Below are 14,587 nucleotides of genomic sequence, written 5' to 3'. Positions count from 1 at the left end.
TGGATCCCATGCCTGACTACAAAGCGCCCCTGCGTGACATTAAATTTGTAATGACCGAGCTGCTGGATAGCGAGCAGCACTATGCCAATCTGGAAGGTGCCGAAGATGCAAGTCCGGATATGGTCGACGCCATTATCGGGGAAGGTGCCAAGTTCTGTGAGCAGGTTCTGTCTCCGCTTAACCAGGTGGGTGACAAGGAAGGCTGCACCTGGAGTGAAGACGGTGTGAAAACGCCCACCGGCTTCAAGGAAGCCTACCAGCAGTATGTGGAAGGCGGCTGGCCATCCATGACGGCTGACCCCAACTACGGTGGCCAGGGGCTGCCACACTCCCTCGGCCTGGTCATGAGCGAAATGGTCGGTACGGCCAACTGGTCTTGGGGCATGTATCCGGGCCTGAGCCATGGTGCCACCAACACGATTGAAGCTCACGGTACCGAAGAACAGAAACAGACCTACCTGACCAAGCTGATCAGCGGTGAGTGGACCGGCACCATGTGTCTGACCGAGCCACACTGTGGTTCCGACCTCGGCACACTGCGCACCAAGGCTGAGCCGAACGCTGATGGCACCTACGCCATTACCGGCACCAAGATCTTTATCTCTGCCGGCGAGCACGACATGGCGGAGAACATCGTCCATATCGTTCTGGCCCGTCTGCCCGGCGCACCGGAAGGCACCAAAGGTATCTCTCTGTTCATCGTGCCCAAGAACCTGCCCAACGAAGATGGAGCCTCTGGTGAGCGCAACGCCGTTTCCTGTGGCTCTATCGAGCACAAGATGGGGATCCACGGCAACGCTACCTGCGTGATGAACTTCGACGGCGCCAAAGGTTGGTTGATCGGGCCTGAGAACAAGGGTCTTAACTGCATGTTCACCTTCATGAACACTGCCCGTATTGGTACTGCCATCCAGGGTCTCGGCGCAGCGGAGCTGGGCTTCCAGGGTTCGCTGGCCTATGCCAAGGAGCGTCTGGCCATGCGTTCCCTCAGCGGTGCTAAGAACCCCGAGGGCATTGCGGACCCGATCATTGTTCACCCGGACGTACGCCGCATGTTGCTGACCCAGAAAGCGATTGCCGAAGGCGCTCGTGCTCTGATCTATCTGACAGCGCAGCAGGCTGACATTGTTCACAGCGGCAAGACCGAGGAAGAGCGCAAGGCGGCCGATGAAGCTCTGGGCTTCCTGACTCCCATCGCCAAGGCCTTCCTGACCGAGATTGGCTACGAGGCAGCAAACCTGGGCATGCAGGTTTATGGTGGCCACGGCTTCATCTCCGAGTGGGGCATGGAGCAGAACGTTCGTGATGCCCGTATCGGCATGATCTACGAGGGCACTACCGGTATCCAGGCGCTGGACCTGTTGGGCCGTAAGGTGCTGATGACGCAGGGTGAGTCCCTGAAGGGCTTTACCAAGCAGGTACACGTGTTCTGCAAGGAGAATGCCGACAACGAACAGCTCAGGGAATTCATCGAGCCGCTGGCGGCCCTGAACAAGGAATGGGGCGACCTGACCATGAAGGTCGGCATGACCGCCATGAAGAACCGTGAGGAAGTGGGTGCGGCCTCCGTCGACTACCTGATGTACTCCGGTTACGCTGTCTTTGCTTACCTGTGGGCCCGCATGGCCAAGGTAGCACTGGACAAGATGGTTGAAGGCACCACCGAAGAAATGTTCTATAACGCCAAGGTGCAGACGGCGCGCTTCTACTTCAAGCGCATGCTGCCTCGCGCCAAGGGTCATGCAGAGAGCATGCTGGCCGGCGCTGACACCCTGATGGACATGCCGGAAGAAGCCTTCGCCCTCTAAGGCGGGCTTCAAGGAGCCGAAAAAGCCCGCTCTCCCAGGAGGCGGGCTTTTTTCATGAAATGGCCGCCGGGACCTCATGAGTTGGGGGCGTCATTAGGGTAGAATAAGCCACCATAAAAAATAACCTGAGCGGACACATAGCCGAGGAAGTGGACAGGGCCAGGGGCCCGTGTTTGTTCGCTTCGCAGACTGACTGAATTGTGGAGAGTTTTTAGATGGCTGATTATCAGGCACCTTTACGTGACATGCGCTTTGTCCTGAATGAAGTTTTTGATGCACCAACCCTGTGGGCTTCCCTGCCGAAAGTGGCGGAGAACGTGGACCCGGACACCGCCGACGCCATTCTGGAAGAAGCGGGAAAAATTACCAGCGGCGTGCTGGCTCCCCTGAACCGCGAGGGCGACGAGCAGGGCTGCAAGTGGAACGACGGCGAAGTGTCTACCCCGGAAGGCTTTCGTGAAGCCTACCAGACCATCGTTGAGGGTGGATGGAACGGCCTGGGCGGCAATCCTGAATTCGGTGGCATGGGTATGCCCAAAACCCTGGTGGCCCAGTTCGAGGAGATGATGCAGGCCGCAAATATGGCGTTTGGTCTTGCTCCCATGCTTACCGCCGGCGCCTCCCTCGCCCTGGATGCCCACGGCAGCCAGGAGCTCAAGGAAAAGTATCTGCCCAACATGTACGCGGGCGTCTGGTCCGGTGCCATGGACCTGACCGAGCCGCACGCCGGTACCGATCTGGGCATTATCCGCACCAAGGCAGAGCCTAACGGCGATGGTTCCTTCAGCCTGACGGGTACCAAGATCTTTATCACCTGGGGCGAGCATGATATGGCGGAGAACATCATCCATCTGGTGCTGGCCAAGCTTCCGGATGCCCCCAAGGGGCCCAAGGGGATCTCTCTGTTCCTGGTTCCCAAGTTCCAGGTGAATGATGACGGATCTCTGGGCGAGCGTAACAGCGTGAGCTGTGGCTCCATTGAGAAGAAGATGGGCATCAAGGGCTCCGCCACCTGTGTCATGAACTTCGACGGCGCCAGGGGCTGGCTGGTTGGCGAGGAGAACAAGGGTCTGGCAGCCATGTTCACAATGATGAACTATGAGCGCCTGGGTGTGGGCATCCAGGGTATCGGCGCTGCAGAAGCCTCCCTGCAGAGTGCCCGGGAGTACGCCATGGAGCGTATCCAGAGCCGTGCACCCACCGGTGCCCAGCAGCCGGAAAAAGCCGCAGACCCGATTCTGGTTCACCCGGACGTCCGCCGTATGCTTCTCACCATGAAAGGCTATGTGGAAGGAGGCCGCGCTTTCTCCACCTACGTGGCTCAATGGCTGGACATCTCCAAGTTCTCTGACGATGATGAACGCCGCAAGCATGCCGAGGGCATGGTGGCGTTGCTGACGCCAGTGGCGAAAGCCTTCCTGACCGACCGTGGTCTGGACGCCTGTATCATGGGCCAGCAGGTTTTCGGTGGTCACGGCTTTATCCGGGAGTGGGGGCAGGAGCAGCTGGTTCGCGACTGCCGTATCACCCAGATCTACGAAGGTACCAACGGTATTCAGGCGCTGGATCTGATGGGCCGTAAGGTGGTCGGTAGTCAGGGCAAGCTGTATGAGCTGTTTGCCGAAGACGTTGCGGCTTTCATTGAAGAGAACAGCAACGACGAGACTATGCGTCCCTACCTGGAACCACTGGCAGCGGCCTTCGAGCGCCTGTCTGATGTGACTGAACATGTGATCAGGCAGGCCGGTGACAACCCGGATGCTGTCGGGGCGGCGTCGGTCGATTATCTGGACCTGTTTGGCCTGACCGCCCTTGGTTACATGTGGGCGAAAATGGTGAAAGCAGCGGCTCCGAAGGCGGAGACTGATACCTCCGGCTTCTATACCGGCAAGGTTAAGACCGCACGCTTCTACTTTGATCGTTTGCTACCGAAGACAGTAGCACTGGCCGAAGGGATTCGCAGCGGTAGTGGCTCGATGATGGCCCTGACCGCCGAAGAATTCTGATTCGCTGGTCACAAACAAAAAAGGCAGGCTCGTGAGCCTGCCTTTTTTTATACAGGGATGAGCGGGCCAGTTAGAGATTCTCCATCCGGTCCGGTTCGAGGACAAACGGATTTTCGTTGCCCTGGATTTCCGCTATCCGGCGATGGCGGGTCAACTCTCCGTCGTCCGGCGGATCCATCCGGTTCCAGTTCTTGAAAACCGAGGTTGCCCCTGCCCAGGGCAGGTTATAGGTGTCCACCATATAGGCAACGGTCCGGGCAACATCACCTTTCACCTTTTCGGGAGGCTCAAAGAACTGGGCGCTTTGGCGAATGCCACACTCATCCGGCTTGCCTGATGGGCCGAGTTCCTCGTACAGCGCATTGCGCCGTCTCATTTCGGTGCGGTTGCGAACCGGTACGATATTGTGAAGATCGGAGGCAATCTGCCGGTATCGGTCATCGCTGGCGCACTGGCTGGAGGTGCCGCACTCAAGGGCTCTGCGAACCTGGGCCAGCGGATAGATGTAGCCGTCCGTCAGCAGGAAGCCCTTGCTGGTGAACGGTGTCTCACAGAAGAAGGATGTTCCGCCATCGGCATAGAGCTTTCCCCAGAATTCGTCCTGGACAACCGTGGCCGGGTCACTGAAGCGAGTATTCTGGCTACTGACCATTGACGAAACGAGCAGTACTGACAGCGTTAGCAGGATGACAGTTAAGGTTCTCATAGGCCATTTATACCTCTCAGTGCAAGGAAACGCCCTGGCTGATGGGGCCATGAATAAGTGCTCTGTGGCCGGATCAGACAGAAAAATGACGCTTCATTCACTTATAATGAGAAGTATGGCACAGAGGCCCCTTATGAACAGAGCCTCGGGGTGGGTATTTGTAGCGTTCTGTTAACTGGTTAACACTTCACTTCAGTCGGTTACGGATTTTCTCGTATCCGGTTTTCAGATCTTCGCCGAGTTTATGGGCAGTCTGGCGTGCTTCCTTAGACGTATCGTCTGCGTCGTGAAGGAGACCGTCGAGCTTATTGCGGAACCGCTCCCAGTCCTCTTCCAGATCATCCCATTCATCCTTGACGTCTTCCCTGGCCAGATGTAGCTGAACACGGGCTTCATCGCGGTATTGTTTGATTTTTTCTGACAGCTGTTTCAGTTCGTCCTGGAAACTCATATCACGCACCTCCTTTGATGATTGGAAGCTATACCATGCTACCGAACGTCAAAAACTGTCAAGTAGGGCCGTGAGGGATTGTTGTGGTTTTGACCTGGGTCAGGCGGGCCTTGCCAGCAGGGTGATCATGTCCTGCAGATAATGCCATGGGGACAGGCTGTCAAAGCCCTTGGCGGCACGGTCAGTGGCGCTGCAGAGCTCCAGAGCGGCCATCAGCTGGCGGCGGTTCAGGCGTTTGGCCGCCTGTTCTACAGCCTTTGCTCGCTGGGGCTGGAATACGCCGCGCTTTTTCAGGAAACCAGAAGTGTTCTCCCGTTTGGCAGTGGCGATGTTCAGCTCCATGGTGAGGTTCAGATCCCGGGAGAGAACCGTCAGCAGGCCCAGGGGGTTTTCACCTTCCTGCTGCAACACGCCGATGATTTTTCTGGCATGAGTAGCCCTGCCTGCAAGAAGTTCCGTTACCAGTTCAAAGCCGTTAAACCGTGAGCTGTCCTGGACCGCCTGTTCCACGGTTTCTTCGTCAATGGTGGTGCTGGAGCCCAGAAGAGCCAGACGGTCCAGTTCCTGGCTGGCCGCCAGCAGATTGCCTTCCAGGCGTTCCGCGAGGATGTCCAACGCGCCACGGGTCAGACTGAGGCCGTGGTTGCGGGCCCTTTGTTGTAGCCATCCCGGGAACTTGTCTGCATCGATAGGCCATACCGGCACATGCACGCCTTTTCCCTGGAGTTCCTTGTACCATTTACGGCGGGTTTCCGCCGCATCCAGTCGGGCGCTGATCAACAACAGAATAATGTCTTCCGGCGGATTCTCCAGTACCCGTTCCAGGACAGGGCGACCATCTCCGAGCTTGCCGGTGGGCAGGTGAATTTCAATGCGACGTTTTTCGGCGAACAACGAGAGAGCTCCGAGCTCCTCGCCGACCCTGTTCCAGTCCAGTTGTTGATCCGCGTGGAAGGTAACCCGGTCTTCAAAGCCGGCTTCCCGGGCTGCCTTGCGGACATGGTCACAGCACTCCTGGACCAGCAAGGGTTCGTCCCCTGAAATCAGGTATACCGGTGACAGGCCTTTCTTCAGTAGCTGGGGTAGTTGGTTCGCCTGTGTCTTCATGACGACGGCTCTGTATCTTCGCTGCGTGCCTGTTCCGCTTCCTCTCTTAACCGTGCGATGCGGTCCTCATCAAGTGGAGCCAGACGGAAAATGATCTGCTGGGCCAGCCGATTATGGAGTTCTTCCCGCAGTGCCTCTTCTTCCCGCTGTTTGGCGAGCACATTGGACTCGTCGTAGCGATAGGTTTCGCTACTGTTGAGGTCGGCCGGCGCGATCAGTGGAATGTTATCGGCGGTAAGCAGCTCGATATCGACGGTATGCCGCAAGGTATACTCAGCAGCAGCGGCCCTGAGGGTGATCGCGCTCGCGCGCCGTTCCTGGCGGAAATTGCCGATCTTGAGCACAAAATCCGCCTCTCCGGCAGGTTTTAACTCAATCCGGCCCAGCTCCAGCTGCTCCCGGACTGCCGCGCATAGTTGTGCAGGCACATTATCCGAGCAATCGACAGCCAGGGGCTGTAGAACGGACGACACCGGTGGTGCGCCCCTGAGTTGAAAGCCGCAACCAGCAACCAGCAGGAGCAGGGCCCCTACCGTCAGAGAGCGAACCAGCGGGGCGCCAGCGGATGCCATATCAGTTGGCCACCACGTTTACCAGTTTGCCAGGCACAACGATGACCTTGCGAACGGTCTTGCCTTCGGTGAAGCGGATGACGTTCTCATTTTCCAGAGCCAGCGCCTCCAGGGCGTCTTTCTCGATATCAGCCGGAACGTCGGCCTTGGCCCGTACCTTTCCGTTCACCTGAAGCACAACCTGGATCTCGCTGCGAACCATGGCATCCTGGTCAGCCGTAGGCCAGGGGGCATCCACGACAGGCTCGTTATGACCCAGTGCCTGCCAGAGCCTGTGGCAGATATGAGGAACGATGGGAGACAGCATCAGCACGGCGGTATCCAGTGCTTCCTGTCGGACAGCCAGGCTTTGCGGCTGGTCATCGTCGAGTTTGCCAACTTCATTCAGCAGCTCCATGACGGCGGCGATGGAGGTGTTGAATGTCAGCCGCCGGCTGATGTCATCACTGACTTTGGCGATGGTTTCGTGGGTCTTGCGGCGAAGGTTGCGCTGGCTTTCATTGAGACTGGCGCTGTCGAGGGCGGGAGCCGCAGCTTTGGCGGTATGTTCACTCACCATGCGCCACAGACGCTTGAGGAAGCGATGAGCCCCCTCCACGCCACTGTCCGACCACTCCAGGGACTGCTCCGGGGGAGCAGCAAACATCATGAACAGTCGTACGGTGTCTGCGCCGTGTTCATCAATAATCGCCTGGGGATCAATGCCGTTGTTCTTGGACTTCGACATCTTGGTGACACCACCAGCTACGACCGGTTGCCCATCGTCTCTGTGAACGGCGCGGACAACCTGGCCTTTTTCGTCCTTTTCGGTGATCACGTCCGCCGGAGAGATCCATACCTTGCCGCCGTTGCCGTCTTCACGGTAATACGTTTCTGCCAGGACCATGCCCTGGCACAGAAGGCGGTTAAACGGCTCGGAGCTGTTCACCAGGCCCACGTCACGAAGAAGTTTATGGAAGAATCGCGCGTACAGCAGGTGAAGAATGGCGTGCTCGATACCACCGATGTACTGGTCGACCGGCAGCCAGTAATTGGCCGCCGCCGGGTCCAGCATACCCTTGTCATAGTTGGGGCTGCAGAAACGGGCGTAGTACCAGGACGACTCCATGAAGGTGTCGAAGGTGTCGGTTTCAAGCGTCGCCGGTTGGCCCTCATAACTGGTTTTCGCCCACTCGGGGTCGGCCTTGATGGGCGACTGCACCCCATCCATGGTCACGTCTTCCGGGAGCGTCACCGGCAGCTGGTCGTCGGGTACCGGGCGTTCGGTGCCGTCTTCCAGGGTCATCATCGGGATCGGAGCCCCCCAGTAGCGCTGGCGTGACACGCCCCAGTCGCGGAGGCGGTAGTTGACGGTACGCTTGCCGATGCCATGCTCTTCCAGGTAGTCGGCGATGGCTTCGAAGGCTTCTTCGCTGGTGAGACCGCTATATTTTCCGGACGATACAAGGATGCCTTTCTCGGCGAAGGCTTCTTCCTGAACATCGATTTCGCGACTGTCGGAGGGGGCGATTACCTGCTTGATCGGCAAGCGATACTTGAGCGCAAACTCGTGGTCCCGTTCATCGTGCGCAGGCACGGCCATGAGTGCACCGGTGCCGTATTCCATCAGCACAAAGTTGGCAACGTAAACCGGAATCTCTTCCTGGGTCAGCGGGTGGATGGCCTTGTAGCCGGTATCAATACCCTTTTTTTCCATGGTCGCCATGTCAGCCTCGGCAACCTTGCTGTTGCGGCATTGCTCGACAAATTCAGCGACTTCCCGATAACGTTCTGACGCAGCTTTGGCAATCGGGTGTTCGGCCGCGACGGCCATATAGGTCACACCCATCAGAGTGTCAGGGCGCGTGGTGTAAACGTCCAGGGCATCGTCACGACCCTTGAGGGGGAATGTCAGCTCGGTACCGATGGATTTGCCGATCCAGTTGCGCTGCATGGTCTTGACCTGCTCTGGCCAGTCCTCCAGCTTGTCCAGATCGTTCAGCAGTTCTTCCGCATAGTCCGTAATGCGGATAAACCACTGGGGAATCTTTTTCTGTTCGACCGGGGCGCCGGAGCGCCAGCCTTTACCGTCAACAACCTGCTCATTGGCCAGCACGGTCTGATCCACCGGATCCCAGTTGACGGTGGACATCTTCTTGTAAACCAGTCCTCTTTCATACAGGCGGGCGAAGAACCACTGCTCCCAGCGATAGTAGTCCGGTTTGCAGGTAGCCAGTTCGCGGTTCCAGTCGTACCCGAAGCCCAACTGTTTGAGCTGGTTTTTCATGTAGGCAATATTGGCGTGTGTCCACTTCGCCGGGGCCGTCTTGTTGGCAATGGCGGCATTCTCAGCCGGCAGGCCAAAGGCGTCCCAGCCCATGGGCTGCATGACATTCTTGCCCTGCATACGCTGGTAGCGGGAGATCACGTCGCCGATGGTGTAGTTGCGCACGTGCCCCATGTGCAGTTTGCCGCTGGGGTAGGGGAACATGGACAGGCAGTAGTATTTGGGCTTGCCCGGTTCTTCCTTCACCGTGAAGGTGTTATTTTCTTCCCAGTAGGTGCGGGCTTGCTGTTCAACATCGCGGGGATTGTATTGCTGGTCCATTCCTGCCATTACCAAAGTTACCCTGTATCAAAAAGATGTGCGAAGCGGCCGGACATTCTAACGCACACAAGGCTTAACAGGTAGTCTGCCAATTTGCCGATACTGTGCCATGCTTGAGGTGAAGGCGGGCAGGTACGGCTGACCGGGACACGCCGTGAATACGTCCCTGTAGGCTCGTAAAAAACATCCCTGTTTTTTACGGTCCCGATCAGCCATACCCACTCTGCCCGTACACCAATAGGGAGCGGCCATGACCGAACCGGAACGCAATCACCTCTCAGGCAAGGCTCTTGAAGCCTACGACCGCATGCTGGAAAGGGTCCAGGCCCGACTCAGTGAAATGAAGGAAACCACCCGCGATACACTGGAAGAAGAAATCCAGCGGGCGGTGGAGTTCGAGTATGAACTGGAAGAAATGACCCGTGAAGAAGCGGACCTGCTGGGCGCTTATCTGCAGCGGGATCTGGAACACCTGCTGCACTTTGTGGGGGAAACCGGAGAAGGCCTGAAGGAATGGTTGCAACTGGACATCTCCCTGCTGGAGCACCAGTTGGCAGATATGCTGTTCTCGGTAGCGGACAAGACCAGGGTGGACACCCTGGAACTGACACAGAAACTGGAGAAGCACGCACCCAGCCAGTACATCAGCGGTGAAGTGGCAACCGCCGGCATGTTCAAGTGCCTCAACTGCGGTCACATGCGCTGCCTGACGGCAACGAGCCACCTGGAACCCTGCGAGGCCTGCGGCTCCCACTACTACGAACGCGTCACCAGCCGCTGGCCCCATAAATCGGAGTAAGCGTAGGTTTGAGTAGGTCGGATTAGCGAAGCGTAATCCGACATCCAGCCAGAGGCGGACACCATTTGTCGGATTACGCTTCGCTAATCCGACCTACGGGAGTTAACACCAGAGCCGGAACGGCCATGGGGTGGGGGTGCCTTTTCTGCCAGAAAAAGGTGTCCGAGCGCAGCGAGTTCTTTTTCCAAAGAAAAGGCACCCCCACCCCATGGCCAGGCACCAATCTGGCAGGCTACCCGGACGAGAACCGGGATCAGTTCTTCGGAATCACCCGCACCCGACCAAACACAATAAGAATCGCAGCCAGCGTCAGCACAGGCCACGAGCCGGAGAGCATGTAAGGCGTATTGCCCTCGGCGGCATAGACTTCACCAGTCATCACCCCCCGTTCAAACTGAGGAATGGTTTCAGTGATCTGGCCCTTGTGGTCGATGATGGCCGTCACGCCATTGTTGGTGCCACGCAGCATGTACCGACCGGTTTCCAGCGCCCGCATGCGAGCGATCTGCAGATGCTGTAACGGCCCGACGGAGTCGCCAAACCAGCCATCGTTGCTGATGGTCAGTAGCAGGCCGGCATTACGGGCGTTGCGGGCGACGAAGTCAGGGTAGGCCACTTCGTAGCAGATGAAGGGCATGATGTTGGTGCCGTTGGCATCGAGGGGCGACTGGTTGGCGGGCCCACGGCTGAAGCTTGACATGGGCAGGTCAAAAAAGCCGATCAGACCGCGGAGCCACTGCTGCAGCGGGACGTACTCACCGAAAGGCACCAGTTTCTGCTTATGGTAGATGCCGCCGCCATTGCCGATGGCCATGATGCTGTTGTGGAAGGTGAAGTCTTCAATGCGGTCACTGAAGCCATACCAGGGAATGCCGGTAATCAGTGTACTGGTTTCCCCCAGCTCTTCATCAATGTGGTCAATGATTTTGCCGGCCTGGTCCTGGGTAATGGGGATGGCGGTTTCCGGCCACAGGATCAGGTCGGTATCCCAGTGGTCTTCCGTCAGCTCCAGGTACGCGACGATCTGGTCCCGGAGGAAATCCGGGTCCCACTTGATCTGTTGGGGAATATTGCCCTGCATGGACGCGAACGTAGTGGGTTCTTCCTCAAGCGTTGTCCACTGCGCATTCGATACAGCCGGCCCGGTGACCCAGGGTAGCAATGCGACAATGCCTACAACGGCGGCACTGGCATAGCGGGTGTTTCTGATCAACCACCAACAGGCGATAACCGCACCACCTGTCACAGTGACCCAGAAGGTCACGCCGTGGACACCAACCAGCGGTGCGAACCCACCCATCGGACCGTCGACATGGGCGGTGCCCAGATAGAGCCACGGAAAGCCGGTCAGCAGCCAGCCCCGAATCCAGTCACCGAGGATCCAGACTGCCGGGAACAGGAGCAGACGCCTGATGGTGCTGTCCTTCGACAATTTGCCCCAGGCCCAGAAAGCCAGGCCATGGAACAGCGCCAGCCCGGCTACAAAGATAACGGTGAGAATAACAGCCAGGGGGATGGAGGTGTTGCCGTGTTCACTAATGCTGATATAAACCCAGCTGGCGCCGGTACCAAACAATCCCAGCCCCACAAGCCAGCCGGCCCGGAACAGCTTCTGCGGCGCCAGAGGTAAGCAGCAGAGCAGGACCAGTGCAATGGACAGGGGGCCCAACAACCACCAGTTAAACGGCGAGAACGTCAGGGTCTGCATTGCCCCGGCAATCAGCAGGGCAGCAGCTCGTAGCCATGGCTGTTCCGAAAGGGCTGAGGTGGGCAGGTTGGCCTGGGATGTTGTGTTACTGGTCATCACCACGCGTAACCTGCAGCAGACGGATGACACGGTTATCGGCATTGGCAATGGTAAACTGCAGACCGCCAAACGCCACTGATTCGCCCCGTCTGGGCAGGTGTCCGAACTCCTTGAGAACAACACCACCGATGGTGTCGAACTCCTCTTCATCCAGATCGGTATTGAAGAATTCGTTGAAGTCGTCCACCGGTGTCACAGCCTTGACGGCGTAGGTTCCGTCGCCTCTGGCCTTGATGTGGGTTTCTTCATCGAAATCGTGCTCGTCTTCAATCTCGCCCACAATCTGCTCCAGCACATCCTCGATGGTGATCAGGCCGGCGGTCCCCCCATACTCATCCACCACGATGGCCATGTGATTGCGGGTTTCCTTGAACTCTTTCAGCAACTGGTTGAGACGCTTGCTTTCCGGCACGAAGGTGGGCGGGCGCAGGATCTCGCGTATCCGGTTCCAGTTGAGGTCGTTGTTCAGTGCCAGGGGAAGCAGGTCTTTGGCAAGCAGCACGCCGATTACATCGTCCTGGCTGTCGCCAATCACGGGGAAACGGCTGTGGGCAGAAGAAATGATTTCACCCAGGAACTCTTTCGGTTCCTGGGATGCCTTGACGGTGACCATCTGTGACCGGGGGATCATGATTTCATCCACCCGCATGTCGATCACCTGCATGGCACCTTCGATGATGCTCATGGCATCGGCATCGATGATGTTCTGGGACTCGGCGTCCCGCAGGATTTCCAGCACGTCCTCAACGGACTCAGGCCCGCTGGAGAAGGCCTGTGATATGCGCTCCAGCCAGGACTTGTTGCTGCCCTGACTGCGACTCGACTGATCGTCGTTCATGAGTCTTTTTCCGTTTCCTCTGTCTCGTAAGGATTGCTGAACCCGAGTTGCGCGAGCAACCGGATCTCAAGGGCTTCCATGACCTCGGCATCGTCATCGTCAATATGATCGTAGCCCTGAAGGTGCAACATGCCATGCACCACCATATGGGCCCAGTGTTCCGTCAGGGTCTTCTGTTGCTCGGCGGATTCTTTTTCAACCACCGGGGCGCATATGACCAGATCACCGGCTAACGGAACCGTTATACCGGCTGGCGACTCAAATGGGAAGGACAGGACATTGGTTGGCCCTGATTTCCCACGATACTGGCTGTTGAGGTCGGCGCTCTCATCGCTGGCAACGATACGGATCGTCACCTCCGATGGATCCTTCCCCAGCCAGGCAGCGCCCGCCCAGCGTTCAAAATCGGCATCCAAAGGCACGCCTGGCGCCTCGATCGTCCGCTGCAGATCCACTGTCAGTTCACTCACTGGCCCGTGGCGCTCCCATCATCAAATGAATCATAGGCTTCGACAATCCGCTGGACCAGCGGGTGACGAACCACATCCCTGGCTTCAAAGCGCGTGAAACCGATCCCTGAAACCTTGCTCAGCACCCCTGCGGCATGAATCAGGCCGGAATTCTGGCCCCGGGGCAGGTCCACCTGGGTGGTGTCCCCGGTAATCACAGCGGTAGAGCCAAATCCGATCCGCGTGAGGAACATCTTCATCTGCTCGCGGGTGGTGTTCTGGCTCTCATCCAGAATAATAAACGAGTTATTCAGGGTGCGGCCGCGCATGAACGCCAGTGGCGCGATCTCGATCACGCTTTTCTCGATCAGCCGGGTGACATGATCGAAGCCCAGCATTTCATAGAGGGCGTCGTACAGCGGCCGAAGATAGGGGTCCACCTTCTGCGCCAGGTCACCAGGCAGAAAGCCGAGCTTCTCGCCGGCTTCCACTGCGGGCCGGACCAGCAGAATGCGCTTCACCTGTTCGTCTTTCAGCGCCTCGACAGCACAGGCCACCGCCAGCCAGGTCTTACCCGTACCGGCCGGACCGATACCAAAGTTCACATCATGGGTGCGGATGTTGTGCACATACTTCTGCTGGTTTTCACCCCGGGGTTTGGCCTGCAGTTTCGGCGTTTTGATAACAGTGACCGCGCCGTTGTATGGCACGTCGTCCGGAAGCCGCTCGAAGCCGGTCTCGCGGATAAACAGATGAACCATGTCCGGCGAAATGTCGTCATTGGCCTCGGTTTCCCGGTACAGGTGCCGGATAACCTCTGTGGCCGCGGCCACATGCTCGGTTTCGCCTTCCACACGGAAATGGTGGCCGCGGCGGCCAATCTTGACGTTCATGCGCCGCTCGATGTGCTTAAGGTGCTCATCGAACTGGCCGCATAGAGTGGTCAGCCGGTGCTGGTCTACCGGGTGTAGGTCGAATTGTCTGTGATCGTTGGCGTTCAAAAGTGCTCCGTTTTAATGACTCCCAAGGCTTCAGGGAGTAGGCATTTCATGGGTGGTGCTGTCGGACGCTGGCCGGAGGGTCTTTCCAGAAAACGCCCGTAAACCCATCCATGGGGGGCTCGGTCGCGCCATCCCTGGCGCTCCACGTTTTTGGAAAGACCCTCCGGCCAGCGCCCTTTTCAGTCTATTTGCAGGCCCGCATGCACAAATACAAGTAGGTCGGATTAGACGAAGTCGTAATCCGACAGATATCGGGCCATTTGCGTGTTCTCAGCCATTGTTGGATTGCGCTTCGCTTAATCCAACCTACGTTTATCCCGTTTGGACCGCAGACACGGAAAGGGTTCGCGGAGAGTGGTGGGCACTGCCTCCCAAAAATGTGCGGAGCCATGGATGGCGGAGCCCAAGCGCACAGGGAAGTGCTTGTAGCGTTTTTTGGGAGGCGGTGCCCACCAC

The 14,587-nt window shown here is 57.9% G+C and carries 12 protein-coding genes; 3 read left to right on the top strand and 9 right to left on the bottom strand.

What is annotated here, in order from left to right:
- The first annotated feature begins 8 nt into the window (after window positions 1-8).
- Window positions 9-1,808, top strand: coding sequence for an acyl-CoA dehydrogenase C-terminal domain-containing protein (locus tag QPM17_RS13145; protein WP_285391242.1), 1,800 nt, complete (start codon window positions 9-11; stop codon window positions 1,806-1,808).
- Between the two features lie 215 nt (window positions 1,809-2,023).
- A complete protein-coding gene (locus QPM17_RS13140; RefSeq protein WP_285391241.1) occupies window positions 2,024-3,814 on the top strand; it encodes an acyl-CoA dehydrogenase C-terminal domain-containing protein in 1,791 nt (596 codons plus the stop codon).
- A gap of 70 nt (window positions 3,815-3,884) precedes the next feature.
- Here the strand turns inward: QPM17_RS13140 and QPM17_RS13135 are convergent, their stop codons facing one another.
- From QPM17_RS13135 to leuS, 5 genes are all read right to left on the bottom strand, one after another.
- Window positions 3,885-4,520: an endonuclease gene (locus QPM17_RS13135; RefSeq protein ID WP_285391240.1), complete on the bottom strand. Its 636-nt coding sequence runs from the start codon at window positions 4,518-4,520 to the stop codon at window positions 3,885-3,887.
- Between the two features lie 187 nt (window positions 4,521-4,707).
- A complete protein-coding gene (locus QPM17_RS13130; protein ID WP_285391239.1) occupies window positions 4,708-4,971 on the bottom strand; it encodes a hypothetical protein in 264 nt (87 codons plus the stop codon).
- 99 nt (window positions 4,972-5,070) lie between these two features.
- Window positions 5,071-6,078, bottom strand: coding sequence for a DNA polymerase III subunit delta (gene holA / locus QPM17_RS13125; RefSeq protein ID WP_285391238.1), 1,008 nt, complete (start codon window positions 6,076-6,078; stop codon window positions 5,071-5,073).
- On the bottom strand, window positions 6,075-6,650 hold the full coding sequence (locus QPM17_RS13120) for an LPS-assembly lipoprotein LptE (protein WP_285391237.1): 576 nt from the start codon (window positions 6,648-6,650) through the stop codon (window positions 6,075-6,077). Before QPM17_RS13120 ends, holA begins: the two co-directional genes overlap by 4 nt.
- A 1-nt stretch (window position 6,651) precedes the next feature.
- A complete protein-coding gene (leuS, locus tag QPM17_RS13115) occupies window positions 6,652-9,237 on the bottom strand; it encodes a leucine--tRNA ligase (RefSeq protein ID WP_285391462.1) in 2,586 nt (861 codons plus the stop codon).
- Window positions 9,238-9,487: 250 nt separating this feature from the next.
- Here leuS and QPM17_RS13110 point away from each other — a divergent pair, with 250 nt between their 5' ends.
- The gene (locus QPM17_RS13110; protein WP_285391235.1) at window positions 9,488-10,036 is read left to right on the top strand and encodes a zinc ribbon-containing protein; all 549 of its coding nucleotides are present in this window, start codon (window positions 9,488-9,490) and stop codon (window positions 10,034-10,036) included.
- A gap of 253 nt (window positions 10,037-10,289) precedes the next feature.
- Here QPM17_RS13110 and lnt read toward each other — a convergent pair whose 3' ends face one another.
- Genes lnt through QPM17_RS13090 form a run of 4 tightly spaced genes read right to left on the bottom strand, consistent with a single transcriptional unit; the run spans window position 10,290 to window position 14,131 of the window.
- Complete coding sequence (gene lnt, locus QPM17_RS13105; protein WP_285391234.1) at window positions 10,290-11,840, bottom strand: apolipoprotein N-acyltransferase; 1,551 nt, start codon at window positions 11,838-11,840, stop codon at window positions 10,290-10,292.
- Window positions 11,830-12,681, bottom strand: a complete 852-nt coding sequence (locus QPM17_RS13100) for an HlyC/CorC family transporter (RefSeq protein ID WP_285391233.1) — start codon at window positions 12,679-12,681, stop codon at window positions 11,830-11,832. The genes lnt and QPM17_RS13100 overlap by 11 nt, the downstream gene beginning before the upstream one ends.
- A complete protein-coding gene (ybeY, locus tag QPM17_RS13095; protein WP_285391232.1) occupies window positions 12,678-13,151 on the bottom strand; it encodes an rRNA maturation RNase YbeY in 474 nt (157 codons plus the stop codon). Before ybeY ends, QPM17_RS13100 begins: the two co-directional genes overlap by 4 nt.
- Window positions 13,148-14,131 (bottom strand): PhoH family protein, encoded by a 984-nt coding sequence (locus QPM17_RS13090; protein WP_285391230.1) that lies wholly within the window; start codon window positions 14,129-14,131, stop codon window positions 13,148-13,150. Before QPM17_RS13090 ends, ybeY begins: the two co-directional genes overlap by 4 nt.
- Between the last annotated feature and the right edge of the window lie 456 nt (window positions 14,132-14,587).

The organism is Marinobacter azerbaijanicus, from assembly GCF_030250645.1.
GTDB lineage: Bacteria > Pseudomonadota > Gammaproteobacteria > Pseudomonadales > Oleiphilaceae > Marinobacter > Marinobacter azerbaijanicus.
The sequence above is the reverse complement of the archived record's forward strand: the minus strand, read 5'-3'. Positions and strand labels throughout refer to the sequence as shown.